We start from the raw sequence: 16852 nt of genomic DNA on the forward strand, positions 1-16852 counted from the left end.
CGAGGTGCCACCATGTAGTCGATCCGGGGACGCCGTCAGGGCGCCTCGAGATGACTGAAGGAGCCGTTGCCATGACGCAGCTTTCGGCTGCCCAGAACAAGCCTTCCGACGGCAGCAAGGCGCTGTACGGGGGGAAGGGCACCCGCCGCATCACCGTCCGCGACATCGCCCTCGCCAAGGAGCGGGGCGAGAAGTGGCCCATGCTCACCGCCTACGACGCGATGACCGCGTCCGTCTTCGACGAGGCCGGGATCCCGGTCATCCTGGTCGGCGACTCGGCGGGCAACTGCCACCTCGGCTACGAGACCACCGTCCCCGTCACCCTCGACGAGATGACCATGCTGTCGGCGGCCGTCGTACGCGGCACGACCCGGTCCCTGATCGTCGGCGACCTGCCCTTCGGCTCCTACCAGGAGGGCCCGGTGCAGGCGCTGCGCTCGGCGACCCGGCTGGTGAAGGAGGCCGGGGTCGGCGCGGTCAAGCTGGAGGGCGGCGAGCGGTCGCACGAGCAGATCCGGCTGCTGGTGGAGTCCGGCATCCCGGTCATGGCCCACATCGGGCTGACCCCGCAGTCCGTCAACGCGATGGGCTACCGCGTGCAGGGGCGCGGCGAGGAGGCGGCACAGCAGCTGCTGCGCGACGCCAAGGCCGTGCAGGACGCGGGCGCGTTCGCGGTGGTGCTGGAGCTGGTTCCGGCGGAGCTGGCGGCCGAGGTGACGCGGGTGCTGCACATCCCGACGGTCGGTATCGGCGCGGGCCCGGAGACGGACGCGCAGGTCCTGGTCTGGACGGACATGCTCGGGCTGACCTCCGGCCGGGTCCCGAAGTTCGTCAAGAAGTACGCGAACCTGCGTGAGGTCATGGGCGACGCGGCGAAGGCGTTCGCCGAGGACGTCGTCGGCGGGAGCTTCCCGCTGGAGGAGCACTCCGTCCACTAGACCACTGCGGCACCACCGGGCAGCCCGCCGACCGTCCCCCGTCGGCGGGCTGCTGCCGTTTGCGCCTAAGCCGGCGCCGCTCTCGCGGACGTGGTTGCTCGCCGTCGTGGTTCCTCGATTGATGGTTGCGGTGCTCGTCGGGGACGTGTCGGTGGTGGCGGCCTTCCGTCGGCCGGCTGTCGGCGGGTGTCGGTCGGCTGTCGGTGGTTTGTCGGTGGGGCCTGGCACTGTCGTCGGCATGACACGCATCGACGACAACCCCGTCGGCGGACGCTCCGCCGTGACCGTACGGGGGCTGGTCAAGCACTACGGCGAGACCAAGGCACTGGACGGTGTCGACCTGGACGTGCGCGAGGGCACCGTGATGGGTGTGCTCGGGCCGAACGGCGCCGGCAAGACCACCCTCGTACGGATCCTGTCCACCCTCATCGCCCCCGACGCCGGGCAGGCCACGGTGGCCGGCTACGACGTCGTACGGCAGCCCCGCCAGCTCCGCCGGGTCATCGGCCTCACCGGCCAGTACGCCTCGGTGGACGAGAAGCTGCCGGGCTGGGAGAACCTGTACCTGATCGGCCGGCTGCTGGACCTGTCCCGCAAGGACGCCCGCGCCCGCGCCGACGAACTGCTGGAGCGGTTCTCGCTGACGGAGGCGGCCAGGCGGCCCGCGGGCACGTACTCCGGCGGTATGCGGCGGCGGCTGGACCTGGCCGCGTCCATGATCGGCCGGCCCGCCGTGCTGTACCTGGACGAGCCGACCACCGGCCTCGACCCCCGCACCCGCAACGAGGTGTGGGACGAGGTGAAGGCGATGGTCGGCGACGGCGTCACCGTGCTGCTCACCACCCAGTACATGGAGGAGGCCGAGCAGCTCGCCTCCGAGCTGACCGTGGTCGACCGGGGCAAGGTCATCGCGAAGGGCGGGATCGAGGAGCTGAAGGCCCGCGTCGGCGGGCGCACCCTGCGGGTGCGGCCGGTGGACCCGCTGGAGCTGCGCCCGCTCGCCACGATGCTGGACGAGCTGGGCATCACCGGGCTCGCCGCGACCACCGTGGACGCCGAGACCGGGACCCTGCTGGTGCCGATCCTCAGCGACGAGCAGCTGACGGCCGTGGTCGGCGCGGTCACCGCGCGCGGCATCACGGTCTCCTCCATCACCACCGAACTGCCCAGCCTGGACGAGGTGTTCCTGTCGCTCACCGGCCACCGCGCCGGTGCCCCGCAGGACGCCATGCCCGCCGACGACCGTCAGGAGGTCGCCGTATGACCGCCGCCACCTTGTCCCCGACCGTCCCGAAGACCGACACGCCGATCCCGCTGCGGGCGCACCTGCGCCACACCGGCGCGCTGATCCGCCGCAACCTGCTGTGGATCCGCCAGGACCCGGAGTCGATGTTCGACGCGATCCTGTTCCCGGTGGTCTTCACGCTGCTGTTCGTGTACGTCTTCGGCGGCTCCATCGGGAAGTCCCTGGGCGGCGGGCAGGACCAGTACGTCCAGTACGTCATCCCCGGCCTCATGGCCATGATGGGCATGAACATGGCCCAGGGGGTGGGCACCGGCTTCAACCAGGACTTCAACTCCGGTGTCATGGACCGCTTCCGGTCCCTGCCGATCGGGCGCGGCTCCGTGCTCTTCGCGAAGATCGCGGTGGAGCTGATGCGGATGCTGTTCGCGACCGCGGTGCTGATGGTGGTGGCCCTCCTCGTGGGCTACGACATCAACAGCTGGAGCGGCCTGCTGGCCTCCGTGGGGCTGTCGGTGGTGTTCGGCTCGGCGCTGATGTGGGTGTTCCTGACCCTCGGCGTGGTGATGAAGAACGCGCAGTCGGTGCAGGCGATGGGCTTCCTGGTGCTGATGCCGCTCCAGTTCGGCTCGTCGATCTTCGCGCCGACCGCCTCGATGCCGGGCTGGCTCCGGGCGTTCACCGACTACAACCCGCTGTCGTCGCTGGCCGACACCGCGCGCGGCCTGATGGAGGGCGGCCCGGTCGCGCACGACCTGTGGGTGACGCTGATCTGGTCGGTCGGCCTGACCGCGGTCATGGCCCCGGTCGCCATCCACAAGTTCCGCACGAAGAGCTGACCTATCCCGGTACTCGGATCAGGGCGGTGGCCTCCGCGAGGGAGAGGCCACCGCCCTCTGCGTACGCGGCCTCGTACGCCCGCGGGCCGAGCGCCTCCCGGATCCGCGCCTCGGTCAGGGCGTGGCACCGCCGCTCCACGTCGGAGGGGATGTGGCCGGGCGGCAGCAGCGCGTCGGCGGCGCCCAGGCAGCGGGCGGCGTCGGCGGCGCGGTCGCCGCCGTCGGCGCGGGCGAGGGCCATCGCCACGATGGTGAGGCAGATGGAGTTCAGGTGCGGGTTGAGGGCCTCGGACAGCGGGTCGGCGCCGAGACGGACGGCCCTGCGGACCCGGGCGAGGGCCTCCTCCGTACGCTCCTCCACGGCGTCCACCCAGGCCTCCTGGGAGGTGATCATCGCGTCGAAGACGACGAACCGCGCGATGGTGACCTCCTCGCGCGTCAGCCGGAGCTGTTCGCGGGCCTCCGCGGTGCGGCCGGTCAGGCTGAGCCAGCCGGCGAGGAAGAGCCGCGCGAAGGGCGCGGCCTCGTTGTGGGCGCCCTGCCGGTCCGCGGTGACGTCGCGGAGCATCCGCTCGCCGCGTTCGCTCTCGCCGGCCTGCACGAGCACGCTGCCGAGCCGGGCGCGCAGTACGGCGACCTGGGCGTGGGCGCCGAGGCGTTCGGCGTGCTCGATGGCGGCCTGGTAGTCGGCGGCGGCCTCGCGGTGGGCGCCCTTGCGTTCATTGGCCTCGCCGCGGGCGGACAGGGCCTCGGTGATGCCCCAGGCGTCGCCGAGCCGGTGGTAGATCTCCAGGGACTCGTCGGCGTCGCGGGTGGCGTCGCCGGCCCAGGAGGCGCGGTTGGCCAGGAGGTTGGCGCGCAGGTGGAGGGCGCCGGCCAGCTCCCACTCGTAGCCCGGGGTCTCCCGGCAGGTCCGCACGTTGGCGTCCACGATGGTGCGCACCATGTCGGCGCCGCCGGTCAGCAGCCCGGCGAAGAACCACAGCATGCCCGGGGGCCGGCAGGTCTGCGGCAGGCCGGGCTCGTAGACCTGGGCGACGACGCGGAGCTTCGCCTGCGCCTCGGGGGTCTGCCAGAGGTCGATCTCGGTGTCCATGCAGGCCAGATGGGCCAGGTGGACCCCGCGCCGGGCCTCGGCGAGGAGTTCGCCGGTGTACGGCGGCGGGGCGTCGGTACAGCGCCGCCACACCGGTTCGGCACGGCGGACCGGCTCGGTGAACGGGTCGGGGCCGAGCGCCATGACCTCCCGGCACCAGGTGCGGATCTCGATGCGCTGGTCGCGCATCTGCCAGAACCAGAACAGGGACAGGACCAGGCACAGGCCCTCCTGCTCGTCGCGTTCGGCGACGGCGTGCCGGAACGCGGTGCGCAGGTTCTCGTACTCCAGCTGGAACCGGTCGATGGCGGCGCGCTGCTCGGAGCCGCGCAGCAACGGGTCGGTGGTGCGGGCGAGTTCCCGGTAGTAGGTCAGGTGGGCGCGCTCGGCCTCCGCGCGGTGGCCGGTCTCCGCGAGGCGCTCGGCGGCGTACTCGGCGACGGTCTCCAGCAGCCGGTAGCGCATGCCGCCGTCGGCCGCGGGGGCGGCCACCACCAGGGACTTGTCGACCAGGGAGCCGAGCGCGTCCAGGGCGGCCGGCCCGCACACCGCCTCGGCGGCGGCCAGGTCGCAGCCGCCCGCGAACACCGACAGCCGGGCGAGGACGTCCCGTTCACCGGCGTCCAGCAGGTCCCAGGACCAGTCGACGACGGCTCTGAGGGTCTGCTGGCGGGGCAGCACGGTGCGGCTGCCGGAGGTGAGCAGCCGGAAGCGGTCGTCCAGCCGGTCCGCTATCTGGCGGGGTGTCAGCATGCGCAGCCGGGCCGCCGCCAGCTCGATCGCGAGGGGCAGTCCGTCCAGGCGGCGGCAGATCTCGGCGCACGCCTCCGGGTCGTCCTCGACCCGGAAGCCGGGGCGGGCCGCCGCGCCCCGGTCGGCGAGCAGCCGCAGCGCGACCGGTTCGGGCAGCGGCTCCACGGGCCGCACCAACTCCCCCGGCACGCCGAGGGGTTCGCGGCTGGTGGCGAGGACGGTCAGCTCCGGGCAGCGGGCCAGCAGGTGCTCGGTGAGCCGGGCGGCGGCGTCCACGACGTGCTCGCAGTTGTCCAGGATGATCAGCATGCGGCGCCGGGCGCAGTGCTCCACGAGCCGTTCGACGGGGTCGCCGTGCCGGTCGGAGACCGCGCGCATGCCGTCCACGCCGGCGCCGTGCAGCACGGTCTCGCGGGCGCCGATCGCGGTGAGCACGGCCTGCGGTACGGCGTCCGGGGCGTCCACGGGGGCCAGCTCGGCGAGCCACACCCCGTCCCGGACGGTGTGCCGTACCGCCTCGGCGGCCTCCTGGGACAGCCGGGTCTTGCCGGCGCCGCCGGGCCCGAGGAGGGTGACCAGGCGGGCCGTGGCCAGGTCGGCGCCGATGGCCCGGAGGTCGGCTTCCCGGCCGACGAAGGAGGTGAGCCGGGCGGGCAGGTTCCCCGGGCGGGCCGCGGCGGGCCGCTCGGCCGGTTCCTCGCGCAGCAGCTCGGCGTGCAGGGCGCGCAGTTCGGGGCCGGGGTCGGAGCCGAGCCGGTCCGCGAGGACGCGTCGTACGTCCTCGTAGGCGGCGAGTGCCTGGGCGGGGCGGCCGGTGTCGCGCAGCGCGCGCAGCCGCAGCGCCTGGAGGGGTTCGTCCAGCGGGTGGCTGTCGCACAGGGCGGTCAGCTCGGGCAGCGCCCGCTCGGCCTCGCCGAGGGCGAGGGCGGCGGTGTGCCGGGCGCGCAGGGCGTCGAGCCGGCGGGTCTCCCAGCGGACCGCCTCGGCGGTGCGGTCGGGCAGGTCGGCGAGGGCGGGGCCGCGCCACAGGGCGAGGGCGTCGTCGAGGACGGCGGCGGCCTTGGCCGGGTCGCCGTCGGCGAGGGCGGTGAGGCCGTCACCGGTCAGCCGGTCGAAGCGGCCGAGGTCGACGTCGTCGGGGGCGGCGGTGAGCCGGTAGCCGCCGTCGGCGGAGACGACGGCGCCGGCACCGAGGGCGCGGCGGAGCCGGCCGACGAGCGCCTGGAGGGCGCCGGTGGCGTCGGCGGGCGGGTCGGCGCCCCACACCTCGTCCACCAGCACGCCGGCGGGCACGGTCCGCCCGGCCCGGAGCGCGAGCACGCTCAGCAGGGCACGCAACCGCGCCCCGCCGACCGGAACGGCCGTACCGTCGGGGCGGATCGCCTGGGTGGTGCCGAGCAGCCGATAGCGCACGGGGTCCATTGTCCCTGGGGACCACCGGGCGCCGCTCGCGGGTCTCAGATGCGGACGAACTGGGAGGAGTCGAGGACGAGGGTCTGGTCGGCGACGGGGATCTTGATCTGGTCCCCGAAGACGCCGGACTCCTGGTGCTGGTACTCGCCGTCCTCAGGGCGTGTCAACAGGGTCCAACGGCCGGCGAGCACGTCGACGATGAGGTAGGCGGGGATGCGGCGCAGAGCATAGTGGCTCGGCTTGGTGTTGTAGTCGCGGTTCTTGCTCTCCGGTGAAACGACCTCAACCACGAAGGGCAGCAGCTCTTCGCTGATGTCGCTCTTGTCCGTCTCGACCAGGTCCAGCGGAATCGCTGTGGCATCGGGTTCGGGCTTGTAGCCCTCCCGGGGTGGGACGACCGAGAACTCGCTCGTCGCGACCCAGCCCGGCAGCCGTTCTTCGATCTGGTTCTCGATGCGCCGCTGAGTCGCCCTGTGCGCATAGGTGACCGGTACCAAGGTGAGCCCATTCCTCGTCAGGCGGAGGCGCGCGCTCTTCGGCACATGAATGGCGTCCTGGACAAGCTCGACCCAGCCCTCGGCGATCGTCATGGCCACCTCCTCAGTCGACTCGATGACAGCGTAACGACTAGCAGGAACCTCCGGCCGCTCGCAGGACGTTTGCCCGCGATCACCGGTACGGTCGACCCCGGCCCGCCCGACGCGACTCGAGGAGCTCTTCCCTATGACCACCGCCACCACCCGTCACGGCGACCGGCAGGTCAGTCCCGTGTTCGTCGGCATCCTGGCCGTGACGGCGGTGACCGGCTGGGCCACCTGGAGCGGGTTCGCCGCGCAGCCGGGCATCGCGGTGTTCCTGTTCGTGACGGCGGCCTGGATCGTCTCCCTGTGCCTGCACGAGTACGCGCACGCCCGCACCGCCCTGCACAGCGGTGACATCACGGTCGGCGCGAAGGGCTACCTCACGCTGAACCCGCTGAAGTACACGCACGCGCTGCTGAGCATCGTGCTCCCGGTGCTGTTCGTCATCATGGGCGGGATCGGTCTGCCCGGCGGCGCGGTGTTCATCGAGCGGGGCCGCATCCGGGGCCGCTGGCGGCACAGCCTGATCTCGGCGGCGGGCCCGCTGACGAACGTGCTGTTCGCGGCGGTGTGCACGGCCCCGTTCTGGCTGCACGCGCTGGACGGCGTGCCCGCGGACTTCCGGTTCGCGCTGGCGTTCCTGGCGCTGCTCCAGGTGACGGCGGCGCTGCTGAACTTCCTGCCGGTGCCGGGCCTGGACGGCTACGGGGTGATCGAGCCGTGGCTGTCGTACAACGTGAAGCGGCAGGTGGAGCCGTTCGCGCCGTTCGGGCTGCTGTTCGTGTTCGCGCTGCTGTGGCTGCCGTCGGTCAACAGCGCGTTCTTCGACGTGATCGACTCGATCATGCGGGCGCTGAACGTCGACGACTTCTCCCGCTACTGCGGCCAGGACCTGTACCGGTTCTGGCAGGGCAGTAACGAGTACTGCGCCGCGGTCAGCTCGTGACGGACCCGTCGCGGGCCGTCTTCCCGCGCTTCGCGTAGTACCAGGTCATGTTGGACGACAGGCCCGCCAGCAGCACCCAGACGATGCCCAGCCAGCTGCCCTGGACGAAGGAGACGACCGCGGCGGCCACGGCGAGGACGCAGACGATCAGGGTGTAGAGGGCGAGTCGCCGGGTCGGGCTGGGCGGGGGCAGGGGGGGCATGGGGGTCGGCTCCGGATCCTGTCAGGGGGACACTGCTTGAGGTCTCCAGTGTCCCCCATGGCCGGACATGGCCGGACCCGGCTCACACGTCGGTGACGCGGAGCCCGGCGTGTGCCTTGTACCGGCGGTTGACGGAGATCAGGTTCGCGACCAGCGACTCGACCTGGTGGGCGTTGCGCAGCCGGCCCGCGAAGACACCGCGCATGCCGGGGATGCGCCCGGCCAGCGCCTGCACGATCTCCACGTCGGCGCGTTCCTCGCCGAGCACCATGACGTCGGTGTCGATCTGCTCGGTCTCCGGGTCCTGGAGCAGGACGGCCGACAGGTGGTGGAAGGCGGCGGCGACCCGGGAGTCCGGCAGCAGGGCAGCGGCCTGCTCGGCGGCGCTGCCCTCCTCCGGCTTGAGGGCGTAGGCGCCCTTCTTGTCGAAGCCGAGCGGGTTGACGCAGTCCACGACGAGCTTTCCGGCCAGCTCCTCGCGCAGCGACTTCAGGGTGTCGCCGTGGCCCTCCCACGGTACGGCGACGATCACGATGTCGCTGCGGCGCGCGGCCTCGGCGTTGTCGGCGCCCTCGACGCCGTGGCCGAGTTCCCCGGCGGCGGTCCGGGCCCGCTCGGCGGCGCGGGAGCCGATGATCACCTTCTGGCCGGCCCGCGCGAGCCGGTAGGCGAGGCCCTTGCCCTGCGGTCCGGTGCCGCCGAGCACGCCGACGACGTACCCGGAGACGTCGGGCAGGTCCCAGGGGTCCTTGGCGGGGGCCTTGGCAGGGGTCTGTGCGCTGTCGGTAGAGGTCATGGGCCGACTCTACGTCCGCCGCCGGGTCCGTACCGGATCAGGTCAGCCGGTGTACGGGCACCCGGCGGAAGGTGATCGTCCCGTAGGCGCCGAAGTCGCCCGTCTCGTACAGCAGCCCGACGGTGTGCGGGTCGACGCGGACCAGGTCGGAGTAGGCGGCGGGCAGTCCGTCGACGGTGAACGCCGGGCGCCAGGTGGTGCCGCCGTCGTCGGAGACGCGGATCGTCATCAGGGCGCGGGCGGCGGGGTCGGCCGGCGCGGAGAAGAGGAGCAGGTCGGGGTCGCGGAGCTGGAGCACGGAGCCCTGGCAGACCGGCGCGGTCAGCCCGGCCTGCGGGCGGAAGGGCTTGACGAGGGTCTTGCCGCCGTCCTCGGAGTGGGCGTCGGCGCGGTTGCCGGGTGACGGGGAGTCGTTGCGGGTGTTGAGGTAGACGCGGCCGTCGGGGAGTTCGGCGGCGGTGGTCTCGTTGACGTTGACGTAGCCGTCGGTGTTCTCGTCCAGGTAGCCCAGGTACCAGCTCTCGCCGCGGTCGTCGCTGAGCAGGCAGTGCCCGCTGTTGTACCTGGCCTCGGCGCCGGTGTCGGTGCCGGTGGGCGGCAGGGTGTGGTTGGCCGGTACGAGGACGCGGCCGGACGTCAGCTGGAGGGCGTGGCCGGGGGTGGTGGCGTACCAGCGCCAGCCGGGCTTCTTCACCTGCCGGGTGATCTCCCTGGGCCTGGACCAGGTCACCCCGTCGTCGTCGCTGTGCTGGACCCACACGCGCCGCCCGTCGGCCTCCCCGACCTGGCCGCGCAGGATGGCGGCCTCGGTGGCGGTGGCGGCGGCGCGCACGTGCACGAGCAGGACGCGGCCGGTGTCCAGGACGACGGGAGCGGGGTTGCCGGCGAGGTTCGCGCCGTTGTCCGCGGCGACCTGGAGCGGGCCCCAGGTACGGCCGCCGTCCGTGGACCGCTTGAGCACGATGGCGATGTGCCCGTGGTCGGCGGCGGAGTCGACGCGGCCCTCGCAGAAGGCGAGCAGGGTGCCGGACCCGGAGGCGACGACGGCCGGTATGCGGAAGCTCGCGTAGCCCTCGTGGCCCGCGCGGAAGGGGACGGTCACGTCGGTCATCGGGCGGCTCCTCGGGCCTGCGGGGCGGGCGGGGTGGCAGCCACCATCCCCGGGTCGGGCGAATTCGCGGTGAACTGCGCGTCACGAGTGCCGTGTTGCGGCAGGATGCGGTCGCATGGACGCCGTACGAGTCGCGTTGCTGCGGGAAGTGCTCGCCGGGACCGAGTGGCTGGGGGCCACCCGGAGGTTCGCGGGGGTGCTGCGCGGGTCGGTGGTGGCGCACGGCGGCGGACTGCTGCTGGTGGGCACGCCTGAGTACGAGCCGTGGCACCTGGCCGCGCACCTGGTGGACGAGGCCGCGTGGTCGGGCACGCCCGAGCTGGCGCCGACGCTGGTACGGCAGCACGCGCGCCCCTCCGATCCGGCGCATCTGGCGGTGGGGCCGGGGCGGATCGCGGCGGCGCGGCGCGGGGAGACGCTGCTGGTGGTGGCGCCCGAGGAGCCGGCGCCGCTGCTGGAGCGGGTGCACGACGCCCGGCGGGCCGGGGTGACGGTGCTGGCGCTCGGTGCGGGCGGGGGCGAGCTGGCCGCGATGGCGCATGACACGCTGGCGGTGCCTGAGGGGGCGGAGCTGGACCTGGACAGCGTGCAGCACCTGGTCAGCGCGGCGGCGGGCGAGAACGCGGGCTCCCCGAGGGCGCGCCGGGGGTTCCGGGACCGCCTGTCACGGCTGACGGAAGCGCTGACGGCTCCGCCGCCTGCCCCTTGGTGACCCGCCTCACCCACCCGCCCCCTCGGCCGGGCCGGGAGGGGACCGCAGCGGTCCGCGCCCGGCACCGCACCCGTCCTGGCGCGGAGGGGGAGCGCACGTGGGGGCACTTTCCGGCCTACCGAGTCGGGTGGGTGGGAAAGGGTCGGAAAAACAGTTGCCGGCCGGTGCCGGGGCGTCGAGCATGCCTCAGTGAGCCGAGCCCTCCTCCCCGACCTCGCCCCCTGGAAATCCTCCGCCGACTTCCGGCGCCTGTGGAAGTCCGGTCTGATCAGCAACTTCGGCAGCTTCCTGACCTTCGTCGCGCTGCCGGTCCAGCTCAAGGACCTGACGGGGTCAGCGGCAGCGGTCGGCGCGATCGGCGCCGTGGAGCTGCTGCCGCTCATCGTGTGCGGCCTCTACGGCGGCGCCCTCGCCGACGCCCTGGACAAGCGGAAGCTCATCGTGTGGACCGAGGCCGGCCAGGGCCTGCTCAGCGCCGCCCTGCTGCTGAACGCCCTGCTGCCCCGCCCCGCGGTCTGGCCGCTGTACGTCGTCGCCGCCCTCTCCTCCGCCCTGGTCTCCGTGCAGCGCCCGGCCCTGGACTCCCTGTGGCCCCGGATCGTCGCCCACGCCGACATGCCGGCGGCGGCCTCGCTGAACTCCCTGCGCTGGACCGTCGGCGGAGTCGCGGGCCCGGCGGTCGCGGGCGTGGTCGTCGCCTACGCGGGCCTCGGCTGGGCCTACGCGGCCGATCTGCTGACGTTCGCCGTCTCGTTGGCGTACATCGCGCGGATCGCCCCCTCCCCCGCCGCCGAGGAGGCCGCGAAGCCGGACCTGAAGGCCATCGCGGAGGGCGCCCGGTACGCGTGGAGCCGCAAGGAACTCCTCGGCACCTACGCCGTCGACCTCGCGGCGATGTTCCTGGCCATGCCGCTGGCCGTGCTGCCGTTCCTCGCCGACGACCTGCACGCGCCGTGGGCGCTCGGGCTGATGTACGCGACGATCCCGGCGGGGGCGCTGCTGGTGAGCCTGACCAGCGGCTGGGCCTCGCGGGTGCACCGGCACGGGCTGCTGGTGGTGCTGTCGGCCGCCGGATGGGGCCTGGCGGTGGCGGCGGCCGGGGTCTGCGGGAACGTCTGGCTGGTGCTGCTGTTCCTCGCCGTCGGCGGCGGCTTCGACATGGTCAGCGGGATCTTCCGGGCGGCCATGTGGAACCAGACGATCCCGGACGAGCTGCGCGGCAGGCTCGCCGGGATCGAACTGCTGTCGTACTCGGTCGGTCCGCAGCTCGGCCAGGTCCGCGCGGGCGGCATGGCCGCGTGGGCGGGCGTACGGGCCTCGGTCTGGTCCGGTGGCCTGGCGTGCGCGGGCGCGGTGGGGCTGCTGGCGCTGTGCCTGCCGGGGCTGATGACGTACGACGCCCGCACGAACGAGCACGCGGTACGGATGCGCGAGCGGCGCGCGGCCGTATCGGCGTGATCAGTCCTCGTCGGTGCCGCCCCCGGCGGGCGCGTCGTGCCAGCGCGGGTCGTTCTCCCACTGGAGGTTGCGCTCGGCGGCGGTCTCCATCGCGTGCCGGGCCTCCTCGGGGGAGGCGTACGGCCCGAAGCGGTCCTTGCCCGGGCAGTCCGGGCCCTCCTCGACCTTCTTGTGTTCCAGGCAGTAGTACCACTCGCCCGGCTTGCCGACGGTGCGCTTCTTGAACAGGGCCATGAACAGCTCCTCTCGCCACCGACATGTTCCCCCATGTCCGCTGGTTAGACTCGCTCGCATGTCTGGCCAGTCGCTGCTCGTACCAGGGGAGCTGTCCCCCACCCGTTCGGTTCCCGGAAACATCCGCCGCCCCGAGTACGTCGGCAAGCCCGCGCCGGCGCCGTACACCGGGCCGGAGGTGCAGACCCCCGAGACCATCGAGGCGATGCGGACCGCCGGCCGTATCGCCGCGCAGGCGATGGCCGAGGCCGCGAAGCACATCGCGCCGGGGGTCACCACGGACCTGCTGGACAAGGTCGCCCACGCGTACATGTGCGACCACGGCGCCTACCCGTCCACGCTCGGCTACCGGGGGTTCCCGAAGTCGCTGTGCACCTCGGTCAACGAGGTCATCTGCCACGGCATCCCCGACTCGACGGTCCTCAGGGACGGCGACATCGTCAACCTGGACGTGACGGCGTACATCGGCGGGGTGCACGGCGACAACAACGCCACCTACCTGGTCGGTGACGTGGACGAGGAGTCGCGGCTGCTGGTGGAGCGCACCCGCGAGGCGCTGAACCGGGCGATCAAGGCCGTCAGGCCCGGCCGGCAGATCAATGTCATCGGCCGGGTCATCGAGTCGTACGCCAAGCGGTTCGGCTACGGCGTGGTGCGGGACTTCACCGGGCACGGCATCAACACGTCGTTCCACTCCGGGCTGATCATCCCGCACTACGACAGCCCGCACGCGACGACCGTGATGCAGCCGGGGATGACGTTCACGATCGAGCCGATGCTCACGCTGGGCACGCACGAGTACGACATGTGGGACGACGGCTGGACGGTCGTGACGAAGGACCGCAAGCGGACCGCGCAGTTCGAGCACACGCTGGTGGTGACGGAGACCGGCGCGGACATCCTGACCCTCCCCTGAGCGCGGTGCGACCGGGTCCCCCGCCGCGCGCGGGAGGGGACCCGGGCCGGATCAGCGCAGGTAGTCGCTGCAGTGGGCGCCCGACCACGTCAGGTGGTTCTCCAGCGAGGTGAGGGTGCCGGCGTACGGGCTGCACACGGCCTCGTCGTCGGTCTTGGGGTCGTAGTGGGCGGCACTGGCCGTCGTGGCGCCGGACGCGGCGAGGGCGGCGGCGAGGGCCGTCGCGGCCAGGACTGATCTGATGCGCATGGTGCTCCTCTCAAGGAGGCGGAGTGGTCACGCCCAGAGGTCCCCGTTCGCCCCTGTCGGCCTTCGCGCGCACACACGGATCCACCCGAACGGGGGCTCGAACGATCCCCCGGACGCGCGTACGCGTCAGCGCTCCAGGTGGACGCGTCCGCCGACCTCGATCCACCCGTGCGGCTGGGGGGCGGTCAGGAGCTGCGAGCCCTTGCCCTGGGTGATGTTCAGCGCCCGGCCCAGCAGGTCGGTGAGGAGCAGCGCCGCCGCCCCCGTCGCCTCGTCCTCCTCGATCCCGTCGTCGCGGCCGGGGAAGGCGCGGGCCCGGACCCGCCCGGCCGCCTCGTCCTCCCACGCCCAGGCGTACACCCACTCCCCCGGCGGCGGCACGTCGAGGGCGTCCACCTCGGCGGCGCTCGCGTACCGGCGCAGGGTGCGCGGGGGCGCCCACTCCGCGCGGGCCTCGATCCAGGTGAACTCGCCGTCCAGGCGGGTCCCGACGACCCCGGCGGGGGTGACCAGTTCGGGCACGTCGAGCAGCCAGGCCGTGCCCACGCACGGGTGGCCGGCGAAGGGCAGGCGCAGGGTGGGGGTGTAGATGTCGATCACTCCGCGCTCGGGGTCGTCCACGAACACGGTCTCGCTGAAGCCGAGTTTGGCCGCCAGCGCCTGCCGGTCGCTCCGCTCGGGCAGCACCGAGCCGTCGCGGACGACGCCCAGTTCGTTGCCGTAGCCGCCGTTCGGCCCGCAGAAGACGCGGAGTACGTCGTAGTCAGTCACCGGGGAATTGAAACATCGCGGCGGCGGCGACCGCCTCCCCGGCGGAGACACCACCGGGCAGCGGCCGATGCCCCCACGCTGCCACCGCGTGAGAGCTGAATCACGGGAGGGAGGGGTATGGGTGAGGATAGCCTCATGTAAGTTAGGGCAGCCTCACCAGACCAGATCCGCTTGGAGCCTGCATGCGCGCCGTCCGACTGACCGTCACCGCCGCCGCCACCGCGGCGGCTCTGACCGCCCTCTCGGCCTGCACCGCGAAAAGCGATGCCAAGGACGGTGACGCCATACAGGTCACGGCCGCCGACTCCACGTGCGAGACCTCCAGCACGTCGGTGCCGGCCGGCCAGGTCACGCTGAAGATCGAGAACACGGGCTCGAAGGCGACCGAGGTCGAGATCCTGTTCCCGGACGACCGGATCGTCTCCGAGAAGGAGAACATCGGTCCGGGCACCAAGTACACGCTCACCGCCGAGGTGAAGGCCGGCTCGTACGAGATCGCCTGCCGGCCCGGCATGAAGGGCCACGGCGTCCGGCAGAAGCTGACCGTGACCGGCGGCGGCAGCACCGCCAAGCGGAACCCGAAGCTGGACCAGGCGGTCGCCGAGTACCGCCAGTACGCCCAGGACCAGGCCGACGAGACGCTGCCGAAGGCCGAGACCTTCGTGAAGGCGGTCAAGGACGGCGACCTGGAGGCCGCGAAGAAGTCCTACGGCCTCTCCCGTCTCGGCTGGGAGCGCACCGAGCCGGTCGCCGAGTCCTTCGGCGACATCGACCCGAAGGTCGACGTCCGCGAGGACGGCCTGGAGGCCGGCCAGAAGTGGACCGGCTGGCACCGGCTGGAGAAGGCCCTCTGGCACGACAAGAAGATCGGCGCCGAGGAGAAGGCCCTCGCCGACCAGCTGCTGACGGACCTCAAGGACTGGCAGGCCCGGGTCGGCAAGGCCGAGATCACCCCGACCTCCATGGCCAACGGCGCCAAGGAGCTGCTGGACGAGGTCGCCACCGGCAAGGTCACCGGCGAGGAGGACCGCTACGCCCACACCGACCTGGTCGACTTCAAGGGCAACGTCGAGGGCGCCCAGAAGGCGTACGAGCTGCTGAAGCCGGTCGCCGCGAAGAACGACCCGGCGCTCACCAAGGAACTCGACAAGCAGTTCGCGGCGCTGGACGCGCTGCTCGACAAGTACCGGACGGACAAGACGTCGTACGACTTCGTCTCCTACGACAAGGTCACCAAGGACCAGCGCAAGGAGCTGTCGGACGCGGTGAACGCGCTCGCCGAGCCGCTGTCCAAGCTCGCCGCCGCGGTCGTGAAGTAAGCGAGGGGGCAGAGGCGATGACCGAGACCCAGGAGACCCAGGCCAATCCGTCGCGCCGCGCGCTGATCGGCTGGGGCGGTGCCGGGCTCGCGCTCGGGGCCGCCGTGGCCGGCGGGGCGGTGGCCATGGCCAGGACGGGCGACGACATGGACCCGGCCGCCGCCGAGACCGGCGGCTCGGTGGAGTTCCACGGCGCCCACCAGGCCGGCATCGCCACCCCGGTGCAGGACCGGCTGCACTTCGCCGCGTTCGACGTGAAGACCGACGACCGCGAAGCGTTCGTCCAGATGCTCAAGGACTGGACGGCGGCGGCCCGCCGGATGACCGCGGGGAGGACCGTCGGCGAGGGCGCCTACGGAGGGCTCGCCGAGGCCCCGCCGGACGACACCGGTGAGGCGCTCGGGCTCAAGCCGTCCCGGCTGACGCTCACCATCGGATTCGGTCCCTCGCTCTTCGACAAGTTCGGTCTGACGGACCGGCGGCCCGAGGCCCTGGTCGACCTGCCCAAGTTCCCCGGCGACAACCTGGACAGGTCCCGCACCGGCGGCGACCTGTGCGTGCAGGCCTGCTCCGACGACCCGCAGGTCGCCGTGCACGCCATCCGCAACCTCGCCCGGATCGGCTTCGGCAAGGTCGCCATCCGCTGGTCCCAGCTCGGCTTCGGCAAGACCTCCTCGACCACCCCGGACGCGCAGACCCCGCGCAACCTGATGGGCTTCAAGGACGGCACCCGCAACATCGCGGGCACCGAGACCGACCGGCTCAAGAAGTTCGTGTGGGTCGGCGAGGCGGACGGGCCGGACTGGATGGCCGGCGGCTCGTACCTGGTCGCCCGGCGCATCCGCATGAACATCGAGACCTGGGACCGCGCCTCGCTCCAGGAGCAGGAGGACGTGTTCGGCCGGGACAAGCGCGAGGGCGCCCCGGTCGGCAAGGCCAAGGAGCACGACGAGCCGTTCCTGAAGGCGATGAAGCCCGACGCGCACGTACGGCTCGCGCACCCCGACTCCAACAACGGGATCACCATCCTGCGCCGGGGCTACTCCTTCACCGACGGCACCGACGGCCTCGGACGCCTGGACGCGGGCCTGTTCTTCCTCGCCTACCAGCGGGACGTGCGCAAGGGGTTCATCCCGCTCCAGCGCAGCCTCGCCGCGCACGACGCGCTCAACGAGTACATCCAGCACGTGGGTTCGGCGGTCTTCGCGGTCCCGCCCGGTGTCCGGGACTCCGGTGACTGGTGGGGCCGCACGCTGTTCTCGAAGGGGGCATAGC

17 protein-coding genes are annotated in these 16852 nt (G+C 72.6%); 9 read left to right on the forward strand and 8 right to left on the reverse strand.

Features of this window, described 5'->3' with window-relative positions:
• The first annotated feature begins 71 nt into the window (after positions 1-71).
• From panB to IE273_RS00115, 3 genes are all read left to right on the forward strand, one after another.
• Positions 72-938, forward strand: a complete 867-nt coding sequence (gene panB, locus IE273_RS00105; protein ID WP_189813056.1) for a 3-methyl-2-oxobutanoate hydroxymethyltransferase — start codon at positions 72-74, stop codon at positions 936-938.
• A gap of 238 nt (positions 939-1176) precedes the next feature.
• Positions 1177-2202 (forward strand): ATP-binding cassette domain-containing protein, encoded by a 1026-nt coding sequence (locus IE273_RS00110; RefSeq protein ID WP_189813057.1) that lies wholly within the window; start codon positions 1177-1179, stop codon positions 2200-2202.
• On the forward strand, positions 2199-3020 hold the full coding sequence (locus tag IE273_RS00115) for an ABC transporter permease (RefSeq protein WP_189813058.1): 822 nt from the start codon (positions 2199-2201) through the stop codon (positions 3018-3020). Before IE273_RS00110 ends, IE273_RS00115 begins: the two co-directional genes overlap by 4 nt.
• Before the next feature lies 1 nt (position 3021).
• Here IE273_RS00115 and IE273_RS00120 read toward each other — a convergent pair whose 3' ends face one another.
• Together IE273_RS00120 and IE273_RS00125 are read right to left on the reverse strand one after the other, a co-directional pair.
• Positions 3022-6291: an AfsR/SARP family transcriptional regulator gene (locus IE273_RS00120; RefSeq protein WP_189813059.1), complete on the reverse strand. Its 3270-nt coding sequence runs from the start codon at positions 6289-6291 to the stop codon at positions 3022-3024.
• A gap of 35 nt (positions 6292-6326) precedes the next feature.
• Positions 6327-6872 carry a Uma2 family endonuclease gene (locus IE273_RS00125; protein ID WP_189813060.1) on the reverse strand — a complete coding sequence of 182 codons (546 nt, stop codon included), beginning with the start codon at positions 6870-6872 and terminating at the stop codon, positions 6327-6329.
• Positions 6873-7005: 133 nt separating this feature from the next.
• Between IE273_RS00125 and IE273_RS00130 the strand changes: the two genes are divergently transcribed.
• The gene (locus IE273_RS00130; protein WP_189813061.1) at positions 7006-7809 is read left to right on the forward strand and encodes a site-2 protease family protein; all 804 of its coding nucleotides are present in this window, start codon (positions 7006-7008) and stop codon (positions 7807-7809) included.
• Here the strand turns inward: IE273_RS00130 and IE273_RS00135 are convergent.
• From IE273_RS00135 to IE273_RS00145, 3 genes are all read right to left on the reverse strand, one after another.
• A complete protein-coding gene (locus tag IE273_RS00135; RefSeq protein ID WP_189813062.1) occupies positions 7799-8011 on the reverse strand; it encodes a hypothetical protein in 213 nt (70 codons plus the stop codon). The genes IE273_RS00130 and IE273_RS00135 overlap by 11 nt on opposite strands.
• A gap of 82 nt (positions 8012-8093) precedes the next feature.
• Entirely contained in the window at positions 8094-8807 is a 714-nt protein-coding gene (npdG, locus tag IE273_RS00140) for an NADPH-dependent F420 reductase (protein ID WP_189813063.1), read from the reverse strand.
• A 37-nt stretch (positions 8808-8844) separates the two neighbouring features.
• Positions 8845-9918 carry a sialidase family protein gene (locus IE273_RS00145; protein ID WP_189813064.1) on the reverse strand — a complete coding sequence of 358 codons (1074 nt, stop codon included), beginning with the start codon at positions 9916-9918 and terminating at the stop codon, positions 8845-8847.
• Between the two features lie 115 nt (positions 9919-10033).
• On the opposite strand from IE273_RS00145, the gene IE273_RS00150 reads away from it, so the two are divergent.
• The gene (locus IE273_RS00150; RefSeq protein ID WP_189813065.1) at positions 10034-10630 is read left to right on the forward strand and encodes a hypothetical protein; all 597 of its coding nucleotides are present in this window, start codon (positions 10034-10036) and stop codon (positions 10628-10630) included.
• Positions 10631-10819: 189 nt separating this feature from the next.
• Positions 10820-12088 (forward strand): MFS transporter, encoded by a 1269-nt coding sequence (locus tag IE273_RS00155; RefSeq protein ID WP_189813066.1) that lies wholly within the window; start codon positions 10820-10822, stop codon positions 12086-12088.
• On the opposite strand, the gene IE273_RS00160 is transcribed toward IE273_RS00155, so the two are convergent.
• Complete coding sequence (locus IE273_RS00160; RefSeq protein ID WP_189813067.1) at positions 12089-12322, reverse strand: hypothetical protein; 234 nt, start codon at positions 12320-12322, stop codon at positions 12089-12091.
• 58 nt (positions 12323-12380) lie between these two features.
• Between IE273_RS00160 and map the strand changes: the two genes are divergently transcribed.
• Positions 12381-13238: a type I methionyl aminopeptidase gene (map, locus tag IE273_RS00165; RefSeq protein WP_189813068.1), complete on the forward strand. Its 858-nt coding sequence runs from the start codon at positions 12381-12383 to the stop codon at positions 13236-13238.
• A 51-nt stretch (positions 13239-13289) separates the two neighbouring features.
• Here map and IE273_RS00170 read toward each other — a convergent pair whose 3' ends face one another.
• On the reverse strand, positions 13290-13487 hold the full coding sequence (locus IE273_RS00170) for a hypothetical protein (protein WP_189813069.1): 198 nt from the start codon (positions 13485-13487) through the stop codon (positions 13290-13292).
• 126 nt (positions 13488-13613) lie between these two features.
• A complete protein-coding gene (locus IE273_RS00175; RefSeq protein WP_189813070.1) occupies positions 13614-14258 on the reverse strand; it encodes a PhzF family phenazine biosynthesis protein in 645 nt (214 codons plus the stop codon).
• A 182-nt stretch (positions 14259-14440) separates the two neighbouring features.
• Between IE273_RS00175 and efeO the strand changes: the two genes are divergently transcribed.
• Positions 14441-15577 (forward strand): iron uptake system protein EfeO, encoded by a 1137-nt coding sequence (gene efeO, locus IE273_RS00180; protein WP_189813071.1) that lies wholly within the window; start codon positions 14441-14443, stop codon positions 15575-15577.
• A 17-nt stretch (positions 15578-15594) separates the two neighbouring features.
• Positions 15595-16851: an iron uptake transporter deferrochelatase/peroxidase subunit gene (gene efeB, locus IE273_RS00185; RefSeq protein WP_189813072.1), complete on the forward strand. Its 1257-nt coding sequence runs from the start codon at positions 15595-15597 to the stop codon at positions 16849-16851.
• Position 16852: the final 1 nt, after the last annotated feature.

The sequence above is a fragment of the Streptomyces olivaceoviridis genome (genome assembly GCF_014650115.1).
Taxonomy (GTDB): domain Bacteria; phylum Actinomycetota; class Actinomycetes; order Streptomycetales; family Streptomycetaceae; genus Streptomyces; species Streptomyces olivaceoviridis.

Bases quoted from the DNA above. Each gene is read 5' to 3' on its own strand.
- panB (WP_189813056.1), top strand. From the start codon at position 72: ATGACGCAGCTTTCGGCTGCCCAGAACAAGCCTTCCGACGGCAGCAAG.
- IE273_RS00110 (WP_189813057.1), top strand. From the start codon at position 1,177: ATGACACGCATCGACGACAACCCCGTCGGCGGACGCTCCGCCGTGACC.
- IE273_RS00115 (WP_189813058.1), top strand. From the start codon at position 2,199: ATGACCGCCGCCACCTTGTCCCCGACCGTCCCGAAGACCGACACGCCG.
- IE273_RS00120 (WP_189813059.1), bottom strand. From the start codon at position 6,291: ATGGACCCCGTGCGCTATCGGCTGCTCGGCACCACCCAGGCGATCCGC.
- IE273_RS00125 (WP_189813060.1), bottom strand. From the start codon at position 6,872: ATGACGATCGCCGAGGGCTGGGTCGAGCTTGTCCAGGACGCCATTCAT.
- IE273_RS00130 (WP_189813061.1), top strand. From the start codon at position 7,006: ATGACCACCGCCACCACCCGTCACGGCGACCGGCAGGTCAGTCCCGTG.
- IE273_RS00135 (WP_189813062.1), bottom strand. From the start codon at position 8,011: ATGCCCCCCCTGCCCCCGCCCAGCCCGACCCGGCGACTCGCCCTCTAC.
- npdG (WP_189813063.1), bottom strand. From the start codon at position 8,807: ATGACCTCTACCGACAGCGCACAGACCCCTGCCAAGGCCCCCGCCAAG.
- IE273_RS00145 (WP_189813064.1), bottom strand. From the start codon at position 9,918: ATGACCGACGTGACCGTCCCCTTCCGCGCGGGCCACGAGGGCTACGCG.
- IE273_RS00150 (WP_189813065.1), top strand. From the start codon at position 10,034: ATGGACGCCGTACGAGTCGCGTTGCTGCGGGAAGTGCTCGCCGGGACC.
- IE273_RS00160 (WP_189813067.1), bottom strand. From the start codon at position 12,322: ATGGCCCTGTTCAAGAAGCGCACCGTCGGCAAGCCGGGCGAGTGGTAC.
- map (WP_189813068.1), top strand. From the start codon at position 12,381: ATGTCTGGCCAGTCGCTGCTCGTACCAGGGGAGCTGTCCCCCACCCGT.
- IE273_RS00170 (WP_189813069.1), bottom strand. From the start codon at position 13,487: ATGCGCATCAGATCAGTCCTGGCCGCGACGGCCCTCGCCGCCGCCCTC.
- efeO (WP_189813071.1), top strand. From the start codon at position 14,441: ATGCGCGCCGTCCGACTGACCGTCACCGCCGCCGCCACCGCGGCGGCT.
- efeB (WP_189813072.1), top strand. From the start codon at position 15,595: ATGACCGAGACCCAGGAGACCCAGGCCAATCCGTCGCGCCGCGCGCTG.